Below are 15,052 nucleotides of genomic sequence, written 5' to 3'. Positions count from 1 at the left end.
CGGATGAATATGATTTTTAATTCTCGCGCACACTCTTTTAGGTAAAGTTATTTCGTCGTTAAAAAATACATATTGTAAACTTGAAAGCTCATTTCAGGTAAAAAGATGTTAGCCAGATTTAACAATACTTCAACTAATTTATTGACCTAAACGCTTATACATCTAGAAAAAGTTATTCTGTTCATGTTCCAGACAACCAAATGTCACCTGACTTCATTTGCTTGAGGAAAATTATATGGATGAGGTTATAGCAAAATACTCGGATGTACTTCGAAGTTGGCAAGATCATCATTTTAATTTCAATATCGCCGTCTCCAAGACAAACACACCAGGGCTTCGAAAGCCCCAACTAGCTGCTATTTATGCGACTTTAGGGCATTTGGTGATAGACCCTTCTACACCGGCAACGGTGGTTATGCCAACGGGTACTGGCAAAACTGACACCATGCTCGCACTACTCATCTCTGGAAAAATGGAAAGAACCTTGATTCTTGTTCCATCAGATGCCCTCAGAAGTCAATTAGTCGGCAAATGTGCAAACTTTAAAACACTGCGCAGCGTAGGCGCGGTATCCGACGTTGCGCTGAATCCTGTCGTTGCGGCAATCAGTTCTGGAATGTCTGAGAACGAAGTTCTACAGCTTTCTAAAGCAAATGTTATTGTTGCTACTCCGCAAGCACTACGATTATTCGACGGGGAAGCAGTTAAAGCCCTAGGGAATATGTGTAGTCACCTATTTGTTGACGAGGCTCATCACGTTCCGGCGAACAGTTGGGGTAGAGTCAAAAATATTTTCAAAGGTAAACCGTGCATCCAGTTTACAGCAACGCCATTTCGGGAAGATGGTTTAGCCTTAGAAGGAAAAATTATATATAACTATCCTCTTAAGGATGCACAAAATGATGGTTACTTCAAAAACATCGAATTTCACCCGGTACGGGAATATAATTTAGACCTTTCTGATCAAGCTATAGCGGATAAAGCCGTAGAACTTCTGAGGAAAGATATTGCAGCTGGTTACAATCATCTAATGTTAGTTCGGGCAAAATCACAAAAGCGTGCAGAATCTCTTTTTGACATTTACAGCGCGTATAAAGGCCTGAGCTCCATCTTAATGCACAGCAAAGTACATAATCAGGCAAGAATTTTTGAAGAAATCGTCCAGAAAAAATATCGTATTATTGTTTGTGTTGACATGCTCGGAGAAGGTTTTGATTTGCCCGAACTTAAAATCGCGGCAATTCATGATCAACATAAAAGCCCAGCGGTAACACTGCAGTTTATTGGCCGGCTAACAAGAGTGGATAACACTCTTGGAGATGCCAAGTTCGTTGCCAATATTGCTAATCAAAAAACTGATCACCAGATGTCAGCTCTCTACAAAGAAAGCGCTGACTGGGGAAAAGTCATCCGCGACGTTAGTCAGGAAAAGGTCAGTTTCGAAATTGAAAAAGAAGTTTTTAATGAGCAGTTCTCTGATGACACCGAATCGGACTCTATATTTGGTCTGAACCCAAATCCAAAAGTCAGTGCATTGGCTTATCGTTTATCGCCAAAAAATTGGCAGCCCGCAAAGGCTCGAGACTTCGATGGCCGCAGAGAGAAACTGCAGCATATTTCCATCAATGATGATGCTGATACAATCATCATGATAACAAGGCGCGAGACATCAGTAGGATGGGCGCAAACTGAGACTATCGTTGACACCAACTGGGTCTTGTATTTGGCGTTTTATAACGAACCTGAGAACATGCTTTTCGTTCATACTTCAGGAGATGATACGCAAGCGACCCATTTCCTGAAATTAATTGCTCAAGATGCTGTGCGTATCAATGGTGAACCGACCTTCCGCTCACTTCACAATATCAAATTGATGAAATTGCAAAACGTAGGTTTATCTCGAGCCCGAAAGGACCTCCGATTTACAATGCATGTTGGGCACGACATCAATCAAGTCATTAGTGACATCGAAAAAGGTAACGCGAAGAAATCCAATATATTTGCAACTGGTTTCGAACTGGGTGAACGCACTACAGTAGGATGCTCGCACAAAGGTAAAATCTGGGAGATGAATTCATCACCCATCAACTATTGGATTCAATGGTGCAAACGTATCTCTACAAAACTCAATGACCAGTCAATCGACCCAGGCGATGTTTTGAAGAACGTCATGCGAGCAGAGAAAATTGAGAATAAATGGCCTGTTGGTCTGTTTTACTGTGATTGGCCCGAAACAATCGCGATTGAAGCTGAGCAAAAAATCTCACTCATTTTTCAAGGCGAGAGATTCAATCTACTTGATATAGTACTGGGTAGACCAAACCACAATGATGACCTAACCCTGAGTATCCCTGTACTCACTGTTGATAACGATGGATCAGGGTACTCCAAACACCTTACAAACATCTATATCAAGCTTTTAGCAGATAGTTACAAAACTCACTGTCCCGATCTTAAAATTGTTTTCTCTCAGGAAATGCCACTGGATGAATATCTGGATGGTGAAGCCCTTGTATTGCTTAGTATTGACGGGTCAATGATCCACGGAAATTATCGTTACTTTTCACCCAACAGCTTGAATGTAAAACTCCCCAAAGCTTTGCTCGAAACATGGGACTGGGGAACAACAAAAATTTATCAGGAGTCAATGCGCGCAGAAAAGCGTTCAGATAGCGTACAAGGATTCACCTACCAAAAAATTGCTGATGACTTCGGAATTGTCTTCAATGACGATGGAGCAGGTGAAATCGCTGATCTCGTTGCAATCCGCGCAGATAAAGACAGGATCTACATTAGTTTATTCCATTGTAAATACTGTCCTTTGACTGATGGAGTCGCAATGCCAGGTGCCCGCTTGAGCGATGTTTACGAGGTGTGTGGCCAGGCCTCTAGGTCAGTAAAGTGGCTTTATACTGGTGAGAAATTTTTTGACCGTCTGCTGGATCGCTACCAAAAATCTCTTTCAACAGGTTTTGACAGAATACTTAAAGGAACACCACAGCAGCTTGAAATATTACGCAATAAGTGCCATGACCATGAACTTATATTTAATTTTGTCATCGTCCAGCCTGCTGTCTCAGCTAAGAAAGTTTCCGACGAACAGTTGACAGTTTTTGGTACAAGCTATTCATACATTAAAAGCATTTCCGGTACAGATATAAAGGTCATCGTCAGCCCTTAAAATAAAACCTTATTGAGCACAATGCTCTGTAACGAAAGGATTTATATCGTAAAAGCAAAAATAAATGCTTCTTTTAAATTCGTGAACTTATGAGTACGCCCCCACTCTTATCGTATATCACGGTACACTCTGAAGTTCACCATACTAATATCTATTGTATATTAATGACACTTTTGCATTACATCCTTCTTAATGCAATATATATATTGAGATGAAAATGACAATGAAAGAATCGATTCTCATTGATGTAAACCTACCACTGAATGAGTTACTGAAAACTGCATCCCATCAAGAATTGGATATGCTTGCAGATATTATTACCGATGCAGGCAAGGGTAGAATATCGTTAAGTGATGAGAAAAAAAAACTGTTCCTCAATCACAAAGAACGTCAGACACTGCATCTAGTAACGCAAGAACTTACCTTAGTGATTTGTGCTTTCGGCAGTAACACACTAATGAATTTGGTTCGATCCAACAACACGGAATACCAAGAGGTTGCCCGCGACGCAGCTGAAAAACTTGGAGTGAAAGTACCAAAAACAGCTAGTATTATTGAAATAGAAGAAATGGCCATTCAGAAAGCACTGGAGAAAGCGTTAAAAGATAAAACTAGCGCAGATACTATTGAACAACTGTGCATGTCGGATAATATAAAATTCGATCATGCCATGTTGAAAAAACTAAAGAAAAAAGGGAACAAAGCCGATTTAGCTTTATTTATTCTGACTGCTGCTGGGCCATATACCATCTCTCGCTTGCTTACGCTTACCTTAGTGTCAGGGCTCGGGATCGCAGGTGGCGCGGCGATGGGAGCAGCACTTATTGGTGGCAGAGGAGTTGCCTTACTACATCCCGTTTTCGCTGTACTCTCCACAGCTTGGATGACCTACGATCTAAGTGGGCCAGCATACCGGGTGACGGTTCCTGCTGTAATTTGTATCGCAGCGATTCGCCAAGCGTGGATAAAAAGCATGACTGACTTTTACTGTATGGAGTTAAAAAAATGTCTATAACTGCGGAGATTCTGATTCGTACCTTTGAACAATCGCCAGAAATTCTTGCTGGTATTAAGTCAGGACTCTATAAGATTTGGGGCGGTGTCATTCGCGTCACGGCAGGCAACGATAATGCCGGGAGTATCGTTGCACACCTTAAGTTTCCAAATGATATGTCACATGCTCAAAAAAGCATCGAAGCACTGCAGGCGGTGCTTACCTCTCAGATGGGTGGGTTACAAAGTGGAATGGATGTATTGCAAAGCTCAATGGGAGTGCTGCAAAACCTACAGTACGCTAACCTAGCGATGTCAGGTCTGAATCTGGCAGTCTCAATAGTTGGTTTTGCCATCGTTTGCCATAAGCTAAATCATATTGAAGGTACTCTTCAGCAACAAGGCCAGCAACTTGAGGCCTTATTGCATTTGGCTGTTGACGCCCGCCAGCGAGAGATGTTCCGAGACGAGGCTCGGTTTATTGCTAGTGTAGATTGTGCATACCAATTTGCTGAGTCTGGCGATATCCAACAGTTGAAATACCTTATCCCAACCTTTAAAGAACAGTATGAATTTACGCGACTGGTACTAACCAACTCCGCCCAAAAAGCCGCATCTCCAGTGTTCGCCCAATCTCTAACGGAACTGGCTACACTCCAGGAGCGCTTCTTGTATTTGGGATTGTTTCTCGGTTATCTACAGCAGAGGATTGGTTGTGCGAAATATGCTGTTGAGGCTATACAGAAATTGCAACAAGACTGGTTGGTTATTGATGACAAGATTGTATCTACACTCACCTGCGACAGAAAGGCCATTTGTAATCTTAAGAAAAGTGAGATGGAAAGCTTGGTCTCATTCCTGAATTTCAGAAAAGAACGACAGCCAGCGCTGGAATATCAGAGTAACCTACTAAGACTTGCATGCGAACATCCTGAAATGTTAGAGGTTGTAAACACTGAATCTCAGGATATTTTATTGCTGGTGGCCTAACTAAAGTATCTTTTACCACACTGGTGCGCCTTCTTGCCGAACAGGTAAGGAGAGCAGTCACAGCAGCATCTTCGTCACTATTATGGTGTGCTACAGGCTGAAGCCTACGATGTAAGCGCCCTTAAATCAGTATTCACCTTCTATGAACGTGCTGGCTATATTCCGCTAGCAGATGCCGATACAGTTACCCACAGTCTGTATCTTGAAGACTAATAACGTTGATCCTATGACCTACTGCCAATTGATTGAAACTCAATGATGTGAATAACATCCGCTTTGGCTCAAAGCTGTCCACGGCTACGACCAAGGGCGGCTATGAGTGAGGAGCGGACGTTTACTTAAAATCATCGAGCAACAGTTAATAATGGTGGAGCGCAATATACTCTCTCTGATATATGTGATATTTTTATTCAATTATTGTAAAATAATTACTAACTTTTACAATGTGTGCATTAGAGCTTTTAAACATCACGTGTTAGGGGTTTTAAAATGAGTAAAATAGGTAGAAATACAGTGTGTTGGTGTGGTTCTGGGAAAAAATATAAAAAATGTCACTCAGGTCGTGATAAGCAAGTACCTTTGTCCCGCGGAGATGCTCAAGGTGTGATCAGTTTATTTTCGAATGTGAGCAAATGTAGCGTTCCCGAAAGAGTCAAGCACGAATGTCGGACTAGAATAGTTAAGGCTCATACTTTATCTAAGGGGAATAGTTTGAAGGCTATAGCTCATGAGGGGCATGTTCTGGGGCTAAAGCATGGTTTAAGCAGTTTAGAGAGAAACAATGGGCGATTAACTTTAGAAAGGATAGGTATCAATCAAGCATCTACTTTCACAGGTTTTTGCTCATATCATGACAAAGAACTTTTTTCTTGTGTGGAAGACGAATTTTTTAAAGAAACTAAAAAACAATGCACTATGTTGGCATATAGACCACTTATGAGAGAGGTCTACGTTAAAGAAGCAAATTATAAAGTAATGCAAGAGTTGAGAGATTTTGATAGAGGGTTTTCATTTCCGGAGCAATTAGCATGGGCTAACATTTCCAATGTTAATATAAATGGTGCAAAACTAAGTTTGGCCGATCTAAACCATATAAAGAATAGAGTCGAAATCTCCATTGAAGATCATTCATTCGATGCCCTTAATCATTTAATATTACATCTAGAACATGCTCCAAAAATTATGGCATGTGGAATTCACGGACCGATTGTTGATATATTTGGTAATGAACTGCAAGAAATCACATCTTCAGAAGACAAACGGCCTGCATACATGACTGTTAATCTTTTGGCATTAGATGATAATGGTTATATGATATTCTCATGGCTACCAGAGGATGGTGAGGTTGCCATGAGGTTTGTAGAATCAATTAAAAAATGTAGTCTTGATGTTTTAGGTGACAGGCTAACAAATTACATATTCACATTTTTCGAAAATGTATTTGTCTCTTCATTGTGGTGGGAAGCATTAGGGGAAAAACAAGAGCGTATAAATGAACTCATGATGCAGGGTGTTATTATGCATATTTATGACCTTTCCATGATTGAGAATGAGAGCGAACATTATATGCTATAAATGTAAGAGATATTGTTGAGCTTTATTAAAAATCATCACGTTGTTTTTTAAATGATGTTTTCATATCTAATAATGCAATAAAACTAGAAACTTATTGCCATAAGAACCAACTATACGTTAGTGATTCAAAGTATGCATGACCTGTTCCCAATACTTTGACATGCTAAGATGTTAGCAACGGTTGCTTCTGGCACGATACAGCCCTTCATGACAGCCCAAAACGGTCCAAAATGAGTATTAATGAAGAACGCTTTCAGCTTCAAATAAAATCGATTGATGCGGCAAATAAAAAATTCGGTCAGAGGACTTGCTCCTCAGCTACCGTTTGGCGACGATGCGCGCGGTAACGTTCTTCAAACACTATTACTACACCAGGATAGTACTTTCCATTCAGCGAATAATGCTGATTACCTAATTGCGGGAATATGAAGGCGAAATCGGTACACTTCATGGATGTACCAAAAAAACTAGACTGATCGGTTAACCAATCCTTAATCACTCGCTCCACTTTTCTCGGACACACTTTCCCCTCGCCATCCTCTTTGAGCAGCACTTCGCTCGTTGGTATATAGGGAACGACGAAAGTGACAGCGAATCGACGATACGCCTCCCTGCTACTCAAGTCCCCAGAGTCTGCCCAGGCTTTTCGCATTGCACGATCAGCAAAAGTGTAACCATCGGAACGAGCACCGATCGACTGCACCGTTTGCTTCGCCTCAATTGCAAAGCTAGTATTCGGGGACTGCACAAATAGATCGCAACGACCGTTTCGCAGCGAGCCACTATCGACACCTGGCTCAAGGGTGCGGTGACGCTTCAATGTCGAAAATTCTTCCAAGGCGAGCCAATTTTTGAGAGTCCATGCAGCTCCAGCCAATACGCTTAGCGAAGCCCTTTCGTTGTACCACCAAGGGTTATCATACTCATTGGCAGTGGTATAACGTAAAATTGCTTTGACCCAGGCGCTTAGGAGGTTTTCAAGTTCCTTATCATTTCTCTGAACCTCAATCCCTTTAATGAATTTCACTTTGCTCACTATCCTGCACCTAATGGAAAAGACACAATGCCATCATTCGCGAAAAAAAACACAATCGTATCGGCCTGCTCTCTAATAATTAATGCAGTGCGAACTTAGCAACTTCTGCTTCTGGCACATAGTTGACTATCAGAGCTGATTGGGACCTAAGCCGCAACAGTACGGATAAATTAGCGGCTCTTTAGCTTGCTCTGTGTACTAGTGATAAGGTCCGACTTAAATAAAGCGTTAAGCCCCCCTAGCTTAAACACTTTGATAATGCTGGTTTTATCATCGACAGTCAGAGCATCAAAGATGCAACCCCACCATTTCGCGATCTCTTCATCGGTTAAACGCTCTGAAAGTGAAAACGGCATTGCACTGACGTTCGTTTCCTCAACACCGGTTATGAGCCATGACAATGACTTACCCGTGTACGTTGAAATAGCCACAGCGTTTTCAATGCCCGGCAACGTGTTTGTCTTCAGGTACTTTCTGATCATCGCTTCTGAAATGTTGCACTCTCGGGCAAATGACGCCATAGACTCCTAAATGTTGTTACTCAACCGTTGGCGGGATAGTTTTGCATTGGCAATGCAACAGCAGGGATATAAAGAGTTGCTCGCCTGGATAACATGGTAGTGTAGCCGTCGCCATGTTCAAGTCAACAAACAAACGATGAATAATTTCCATACCCGAATACGAACTGATGAGTCTAAAGGTTAAATATACAAGACAAGGTTTTCTACAGGTACAGGGGAGCTTGGTCAGTAAATCTCATGATGGGCTTATTTAAAGAAAATATTAAATTTAATCATAAAGCCACCCGCCTTATTGGCGGATGGCTTAAAGTAAATTATATCAGGTGTTTTGTTGACTAAAAATTATTTTGTGTTTTTTCAGTTCAGATTCCATATCGTTGATGCAATAGACAATGTAGTAAACATTAAAAATGAATGTGTAGAATGGGTTCATTTTTAACTCGAATTTAAACTCATTCAAAGCATAAGCCTGTAATGCTGCCTTTGCTTTAAATGCCCAGACGATCAGCATAACAGCAGAAGCGACCGACAACAGGGTTGCAATATGATCTAGAGCAGTCTCAGTATCGCTTATGGAATAGCTGATATCAACTAGCAACCAGCCCAAACCCGTGACAACAGCAAGCCATAGCGGAAAGTCCTTAGCAACAAAGCTATTCTTCAGTTCTTCCGTCATTTTTTGTTGATTCAGATACAACCACATCATAGGGTAGATGCCACCTGTAGCTACAGTCAGAAGCACAAAGTTAATAACCTTAATATTGATGCTATCTTTGAGTATATTTACATTTTTCTCATTCATGATCATTTCCATTGTTTAAAGAAATTATAAATCCCAAGTGAATGTTGAGCTACCCTGATTGGTTTCAATCACAACTTCCTGAGGTTTGCACTTACCGTAATCACTATCTGTGGATACAGTGAAATAATAAACATCACTGTAGTTCAGATCCCAACTGGTTCTTGGAACCTCATTATCCTCAAGTATCTGTTTGGCTTTGCTACCATTATGAACACGATTAAGCATATTCTGTTCTTGCACTTTTGTCATGTATGTTATTTTACTCTCATTGATTGAACAACGTTCTCGGTTAACAGTGATTTTTTCTATTTTAAGATTATCCATATTACTTATCAGTTGGTACTTCCAGAAATAATACCTCCCAGGCGCAATGTCACGATATTTCCCGGAAACAGACAATTTAAATAAATCTTTAACATTGCTATTGCTATTGCTATTGCTATTGCTATTGCTATTGCTATTGCTATTGCTATTGCTATTGCTATTCGATTCAACATCAGGATTGACGTAATGACTAATATTGTTTTCGAGAACCTTTCCACTTAACTCAATCTCGGCAATGAGCTTTTCGTTTTTCCACACCTGAATAAATGGACCACCTCTGAGATACTCACCTACCGTATAGCTATAGGCTCCATTTGGAATAGTAACGCTCTCGTCGCCATTCCCCGAGAGAGTGAACTCAACTTTGTCTTTCGGAACGTTTAATAAAATATCTGGTTTAGCACCATCTTTACCGAATACATAGCGAACTTTATCATTGACGTAGCATACAGCGACGTATTTATTTCCTTTAACGGTATAATCAGAAAAGATAGACTGCTCACCATCACATGAGTTTTCTGGATTTGCAAAAGTAAAAGTTGAGAACATAATAATATTTAGCATGGCTATACTAATAATTAATTTTTTCATGTATTTACCCTTTAGATAATGAAAGCCCCTTAAATAAAAGGGGCGAGTAAGTGTTAACCGAAGAAAAAATCCCAGGCTTTCTTTAGTGTTTCCACAACGACTTTTTTAGCAGCCTTCGCCAAAGTGGCTATAGGCTTGGGGATAGGAGCCATATCAATGATTTCATCGATGACCCGATCTACGGTGTCGCCGAAACCGCTTGTGGCGTCTTCGATGACCTTTTCTGTTTTGTGCTCCTTTTTTACCTGCGCTGTGAAAGGGCTTTTTGCTTGCTTTGGCAGAGCCCTCACCATCTCCTCAACCAAATGAGTGACGTTATAGCCTTCACTGGCCGCTACGGCGACAATCGGAAACTCAGTAAAACCAAAGCACTGGCTGATGTAGTCTTTCTTCGCAAAAATGTTTTCGATCTGCCGGGGAGATGGGCAGCCGTTCTGTCCATCCCATTCGCGGAATGGTTCAATTTTGTCTACCTGATTCAAAACAAACAGCGTTTTTCCTTTACCTCCTGCGGGTATGAGAACATCTTTGTAAAAATGCTCATCGGCTGAAAATGCACGATCATCACCCTTGATGACCCAGAGGACCAGATCGAGTTTTGGCATAAGCTCCCTGTAGAGTTTTTCGTACTCGCTGTCACGTTCGGCACTTTCCCCCACGCCAGGTATATCGACGAGGTAAATGGAACGCCTCCCAAACCGGATGCGTATTTCCTTTATTTCTCGCGTGCAAGCACCCACATCACTGACCGGGCATTCTTCCCCTTTAAAAATGGCGTTGCACAGGCTGGATTTGCCTGCGCCAGTTTTCCCCATGATGCCAATCCTAGGCTCATAGCCGACAATCTCGTTAAGCTTGCTGAAAACGAGTCTTCTGATCCCCTCAGGCAAAATATCCACTGCATCCTTGACCGGGTTGTAACCGGCTTTTATTTTGTCTTCCATACACTCCCTCTCTTCGCTAGCCAGCCAAACTGGCCTCTCGCTGTAAAATCCCTGAGTAGTCTTTTTGTTATTTGCTGCTCAAAGCCCTCTTCATGTGTCAGATGCACTTTCTTCAACACGAAGTAACTCACTGACAGCACAACTGAAATCAGGCTGCGGATAATGCCCTACCAAACGGTATGGATTTAATGATCTTTTCAGGAAGACAAGGGGGAGTAAAATTGTTAATACCGATCGAATTAGCGAAACTGATCTGTAAAACCTATCGTCATAACCGATCGTTTTTTATGTTTTGATCATTAAAACCTATCAAAAAAAGCAAACCGATCGTTTTGGCAGATCAATCAACAAAGAGAGGATGTGTCGAATTTAACGGGGAATTTGTGAACTGAAGGTTATACGTGCTGATAGCGTGTTTCTACTTTAGTACCAATCCAGTTAGTCGAAGGTATGTTCGCAGTTCCGACAGACAAACCGGTCAAACAGAACCCCATCCATTGCAGAGCCCGTGGCAGCGCCCGCTGTAGCACCAGCAACAAACCTCCCCAGTAATGTACCAATAACCGCCCCCGCTGCCATTCCCACTACTGGGACGACAGATCCCATTGCGGCTCCGGCTCCAGCACCACTGAGAGCCCCCGCGACACCCCCAGCTATACCTCCCGCCGTTCTGCCAATATGGCGCTCACTAATACGTTCAGAACCACATTCTGGGCATATCGTTGTCATTTCTGTATTACTCCTTATTTTCAGTACGTTATAAAAACAAAAAGGCATCCGAACGTTGATGATCGGATTTTGCTCCACCATCTCCAGGGAGATGGCTCTATGCATCACAGATACACCCACACCTTAAAATCAAAGAACAGGGTATTGTTGGCAGTAAAGCTTAGGCTTATAGTTCATATGGGATCTGTAACTCCCGGAGGTTATCCCTCCGGGGAGGATTTTGATTTAGTGTTCAGAAGTACGGCGATCTGATAACCACTGCTCTAGGTCTGATTCCAACCAGCCAACAGATTTTTTTCCTAACGGGATCTGCCGAGGAAATGTTGAGTCGTACCGGGGTGATTTCGGGTTGACCCAGTCGTAAATGGTGGCTCGTGCAATACCTACTTTTTTCACGACAGCAGGTAAGCGTAAAATCTTCATTGATTGTGTAGACATAATGTTTTCTCACAGTTGTTTAAGGGAACGGTCTGGAGATTACATCAGCACAAAACCCCTTAGAATCCGCCTGCTAAGAGTACATTTTCACTACAAGCACTTCACTTTCACTTTTTAGGTAACCACATGGAAAATAATGAATTTTTATTTATGGAACTCAGCAAAAAACTAGAAGAAAGCGTGAGTGCGTTGAAAGACTCTAGCTATATTAGCGAGTTAAACATTAACAGGTACCATAGATATGCCGAGTTACTTGTCAAAAGATATGCAGGTGGGTATTACATAAATGACAAAGGTAAGCTTGTAAATATTGACGGGGAGTTCATAAAGGAAAAAGACAAACTAAATGCTAAGAAAAACTCATCAGTTTACGTCTTAACAAACACAATAGAGTGTTATGTAAGCGATAAAGAAGGTAGAGTCGAATCTTGCGGCGAAATTCGTAATTACCTTAAGCTTTTCTTCGTGTGCCACCAATGGGCTAACCATTTAAATAATATAAAAAAACATCACGATGCATGTGAGTATTTAATGAACTCCTTGAAATTTGTAAATATGTGGTCTGGAGCAATGGTTGCTCACATGCTAAAAGATAGATATGATGAAGCCATAAAAAATAGAATCAATACAGCCAGAGAAGGTGGTAAGGGAAGAGCTAAATCCTACGAACCGCTAAAAGCAAAAGTTGTAGAGTTGCTTAATAAACATGTGCCAGAAGGTAGGTGGAAAACAAAGGCTGCTGCTATTGATGCTTTGCAAAATGATATCACTCAATTTATTGAAAATGAAAATATTAAAATATCCTGGCATCGAGCAATCACTGACTGGTCCAGAAATGACAAGGTAATTAAAGCGACGTTCGATAAAGTAGTGAAGAGAAAATAAGCGCCCCAAAAGGCGCTAAGTAAAGGTTAACCTACTGTCGAAAGCACATAATCCGCCCAAGCCTGCATCATTGGGCGGCGTTGTTCCATCAAGTCGGTTCGATGATAAGCCGCCTCAACTTTGTTTTGTATGGTGTGTGCCAATGCCCGTTCAGCCAGGTCACGAGGGTATCCCTGCTCGCTACACCAATCACGAAAACTAGACCGGAATCCGTGAGCAGTTGCCACCCTACCTAGAGTATCACTGGGCGCGTTTGTTTTACGCAGAAATGCAGTAAGCACCATATCTGATAATACTATTTGCTTCCTGGGAGAAGGAAAGACCAACTCGTCATGCAGTCCCCTCACCTTTTCAAGCACAGCAACGGCCTGCAAAGATAAAGGAACCCGGTGAAGTACCCCTGCTTTCATTCGCTCGCCGGGTAATGTCCAGAGACGATTTTTCAAATCCACTTCATCCCATCGCATGGCTCGTGCCTCACCGGAACGTGAGGCGGTCAAGATGACAAACAACAGTAGAGCACGGGTGACGCTATATCGTTCATCGCTATAAACGTGTTTGCTGACATACAAAGGAAGCTTCCGCCACGACATAGCAGGCTGATGTTCAGTACGTAAATTGGCGCTAATTTGTTGTGGCAACAAATGGGTGACCACATCAACCGGGTTGGCATTGCAGTAGCCATGGGCCCATCCCCACTGCATCACAGCATGGATACGCTGTTTAACCCTGCCAGCAGTCTGGGCCAAACTTAGCCAGATAGGACGTAAGGCTCCGGCAACATCAGCAACGGTTATAGTATCCAATGGTTTAGGCCCCAAAGATGGGAAGACGTTGCGTTCCAAACTTGAGAGCCATTGCTTGCCGTGCTTTTTGTTCTTCCAACCAAGCAGTAACTCACTGTGAACCTTTCGTGCTGCCTCTTCAAACGTAGGAATAACAACTTTTTCTGCTTCCGTCTTTTTGACTTCTAGTGGGTCAGTGTTGTTTGCCAACTGCTCGCGCATGGTTTGTGCCAGACGAGCAGCATCAGCGATACTAATTTCTGGGTAGCTACCTAAACCGGCATTACGCCGCTTTTGTGTCACCGGACTGACATAGCGAAATACCCATTTCCCTCGGCCTTTGCTGGACGAGGGATGAAGTGTCAACCCGGTAATGCCTCCATGTGGCAAAGGCTTGTCATCAGGCTTGATGTGCCGAGCTTTGGTGTCGGTAAGTAATGCCATTGTTGTTTTATCCTGAGCAATGGGTATGCCATCCAGTATGCCATTAGTTACTAGATACTCTGGTACTTGCTTAGTTGGCATTGGAAGTTGAAATCTGTAACATACAGATAATTATATAATTTTCAGACAAAATTAGCTTGCATTGGTTTTGAATATGGCGGTCTCCCTCACCGCCATATTTAAAGAAGAAGTCTGAGCTAACGTTCAGACTTTTTTTTGCATATTCCCCAGTCTGGGAGGGGTGAGAAGCCTCGACAGGGTTCGACAAAATGGCTCGCATCGCAGAGACATTTTGGACGGCCGACCGGCCGCCCGCAGGGTGAGCTTGCGAATCAAGCCCTCCCTCACCGCCATATTTAAAGAAGAAGTCTGAGCTAACGTTCAGACTTTTTTTTGCATATCCCCCAATCTGGGAGGGGTGAGAAGCCTCGACAGGGTTCGACAAAATGGCTCGCATCGCAGGAGACATTTTGGACGGCCGACTGGCCGCCCGCAGGGTGAGCTTGCGAATCAAGCCCTCCCTCACCGCCATATTTAAAGAAGAAGTCTGAGCTAACGTTCAGACTTTTTTTGCATGTACCACACTCTGGGAGGGGTGAGAAGCCTCGACAGGGTTCGACAAAATGGCTCGCATCGCAGAGACATTTTGGACGGCCGACTGGCCGCCCGCAGGGTGAGCTTGCGAATCAAGCCCGACCTCACCGCCATATTAAATGAGAAAGCCTGAATTCACGTTCAGGCTTTTTTATTGCATATTCCCCACGCCAGGAGGGATTTGATGAGAAAACGACAGTCTCAGGTTGGCTGAAAGTGA

Annotated in this window: 12 protein-coding genes and 1 other RNA gene; 6 read left to right on the top strand and 7 right to left on the bottom strand. The window is 42.5% G+C overall.

Translation table 11 applies throughout. The annotated features are described in order from the left end of the window. Positions 1–235: 235 nt before the first annotated feature. The 4 genes from ACX9GU_RS11625 to ACX9GU_RS11610 all read left to right on the top strand — a co-directional run bounded on the left by ACX9GU_RS11625 (position 236) and on the right by ACX9GU_RS11610 (position 6,739). Positions 236–3,181 carry a DEAD/DEAH box helicase gene (locus ACX9GU_RS11625; RefSeq protein WP_473194861.1) on the top strand — a complete coding sequence of 982 codons (2,946 nt, stop codon included), beginning with the start codon at positions 236–238 and terminating at the stop codon, positions 3,179–3,181. 217 nt (positions 3,182–3,398) lie between these two features. Further along, positions 3,399–4,196, top strand: a complete 798-nt coding sequence (locus ACX9GU_RS11620; RefSeq protein ID WP_473194860.1) for a hypothetical protein — start codon at positions 3,399–3,401, stop codon at positions 4,194–4,196. Beyond that, on the top strand, positions 4,187–5,164 hold the full coding sequence (locus ACX9GU_RS11615; protein WP_473194859.1) for a hypothetical protein: 978 nt from the start codon (positions 4,187–4,189) through the stop codon (positions 5,162–5,164). The genes ACX9GU_RS11620 and ACX9GU_RS11615 overlap by 10 nt, the downstream gene beginning before the upstream one ends. 489 nt (positions 5,165–5,653) lie before the next feature. After that, positions 5,654–6,739 carry a YecA family protein gene (locus tag ACX9GU_RS11610; RefSeq protein ID WP_473194858.1) on the top strand — a complete coding sequence of 362 codons (1,086 nt, stop codon included), beginning with the start codon at positions 5,654–5,656 and terminating at the stop codon, positions 6,737–6,739. Between the two features lie 298 nt (positions 6,740–7,037). Here ACX9GU_RS11610 and ACX9GU_RS11605 read toward each other — a convergent pair whose 3' ends face one another. From ACX9GU_RS11605 to ACX9GU_RS11580, 6 genes are all read right to left on the bottom strand, one after another. Continuing rightward, the gene (locus tag ACX9GU_RS11605; RefSeq protein ID WP_473194857.1) at positions 7,038–7,775 is read right to left on the bottom strand and encodes a hypothetical protein; all 738 of its coding nucleotides are present in this window, start codon (positions 7,773–7,775) and stop codon (positions 7,038–7,040) included. A gap of 170 nt (positions 7,776–7,945) precedes the next feature. Then, positions 7,946–8,296, bottom strand: coding sequence for a CI repressor protein (locus ACX9GU_RS11600; RefSeq protein WP_473194856.1), 351 nt, complete (start codon positions 8,294–8,296; stop codon positions 7,946–7,948). Between the two features lie 319 nt (positions 8,297–8,615). Then, the gene (locus ACX9GU_RS11595; protein ID WP_473194855.1) at positions 8,616–9,098 is read right to left on the bottom strand and encodes a hypothetical protein; all 483 of its coding nucleotides are present in this window, start codon (positions 9,096–9,098) and stop codon (positions 8,616–8,618) included. Positions 9,099–9,122: 24 nt separating this feature from the next. Then, entirely contained in the window at positions 9,123–10,013 is an 891-nt protein-coding gene (locus ACX9GU_RS11590) for a hypothetical protein (protein ID WP_473194854.1), read from the bottom strand. Between the two features lie 53 nt (positions 10,014–10,066). Further along, entirely contained in the window at positions 10,067–10,957 is an 891-nt protein-coding gene (locus ACX9GU_RS11585; RefSeq protein WP_473194853.1) for a GTPase family protein, read from the bottom strand. Between the two features lie 954 nt (positions 10,958–11,911). Next, positions 11,912–12,124, bottom strand: coding sequence for a helix-turn-helix transcriptional regulator (locus ACX9GU_RS11580; RefSeq protein WP_473194852.1), 213 nt, complete (start codon positions 12,122–12,124; stop codon positions 11,912–11,914). Positions 12,125–12,250: 126 nt separating this feature from the next. Between ACX9GU_RS11580 and ACX9GU_RS11575 the strand changes: the two genes are divergently transcribed. Continuing rightward, positions 12,251–13,009: a hypothetical protein gene (locus ACX9GU_RS11575; RefSeq protein ID WP_473194851.1), complete on the top strand. Its 759-nt coding sequence runs from the start codon at positions 12,251–12,253 to the stop codon at positions 13,007–13,009. Between the two features lie 26 nt (positions 13,010–13,035). Here the strand turns inward: ACX9GU_RS11575 and ACX9GU_RS11570 are convergent, their stop codons facing one another. Then, positions 13,036–14,238, bottom strand: a complete 1,203-nt coding sequence (locus ACX9GU_RS11570) for a tyrosine-type recombinase/integrase (RefSeq protein WP_473194850.1) — start codon at positions 14,236–14,238, stop codon at positions 13,036–13,038. A gap of 220 nt (positions 14,239–14,458) precedes the next feature. On the opposite strand from ACX9GU_RS11570, the gene ACX9GU_RS11565 reads away from it, so the two are divergent. Then, positions 14,459–14,591, top strand: a non-coding RNA gene (locus ACX9GU_RS11565) — RtT sRNA. The last annotated feature ends 461 nt before the right edge of the window (positions 14,592–15,052 follow it).

The sequence above is a fragment of the Serratia sp. K1WW1 genome (genome assembly GCF_055790865.1).
Note: the sequence above shows the minus strand (reverse complement) of the source record. Positions and strands in the feature narration are given on the sequence as shown.

Excerpts from the sequence above, each read along its gene's own strand:
- ACX9GU_RS11590 (WP_473194854.1), bottom strand. The coding sequence starts at position 10,013 with ATGAAAAAATTAATTATTAGTATAGCCATGCTAAATATTATTATGTTC.
- ACX9GU_RS11615 (WP_473194859.1), top strand. The coding sequence starts at position 4,187 with ATGTCTATAACTGCGGAGATTCTGATTCGTACCTTTGAACAATCGCCA.
- ACX9GU_RS11600 (WP_473194856.1), bottom strand. The coding sequence starts at position 8,296 with ATGGCGTCATTTGCCCGAGAGTGCAACATTTCAGAAGCGATGATCAGA.
- ACX9GU_RS11595 (WP_473194855.1), bottom strand. The coding sequence starts at position 9,098 with ATGAATGAGAAAAATGTAAATATACTCAAAGATAGCATCAATATTAAG.
- ACX9GU_RS11575 (WP_473194851.1), top strand. The coding sequence starts at position 12,251 with ATGGAAAATAATGAATTTTTATTTATGGAACTCAGCAAAAAACTAGAA.
- ACX9GU_RS11610 (WP_473194858.1), top strand. The coding sequence starts at position 5,654 with ATGAGTAAAATAGGTAGAAATACAGTGTGTTGGTGTGGTTCTGGGAAA.
- ACX9GU_RS11585 (WP_473194853.1), bottom strand. The coding sequence starts at position 10,957 with ATGGAAGACAAAATAAAAGCCGGTTACAACCCGGTCAAGGATGCAGTG.
- ACX9GU_RS11620 (WP_473194860.1), top strand. The coding sequence starts at position 3,399 with ATGACAATGAAAGAATCGATTCTCATTGATGTAAACCTACCACTGAAT.
- ACX9GU_RS11625 (WP_473194861.1), top strand. The coding sequence starts at position 236 with ATGGATGAGGTTATAGCAAAATACTCGGATGTACTTCGAAGTTGGCAA.
- ACX9GU_RS11580 (WP_473194852.1), bottom strand. The coding sequence starts at position 12,124 with ATGTCTACACAATCAATGAAGATTTTACGCTTACCTGCTGTCGTGAAA.
- ACX9GU_RS11570 (WP_473194850.1), bottom strand. The coding sequence starts at position 14,238 with ATGGCATTACTTACCGACACCAAAGCTCGGCACATCAAGCCTGATGAC.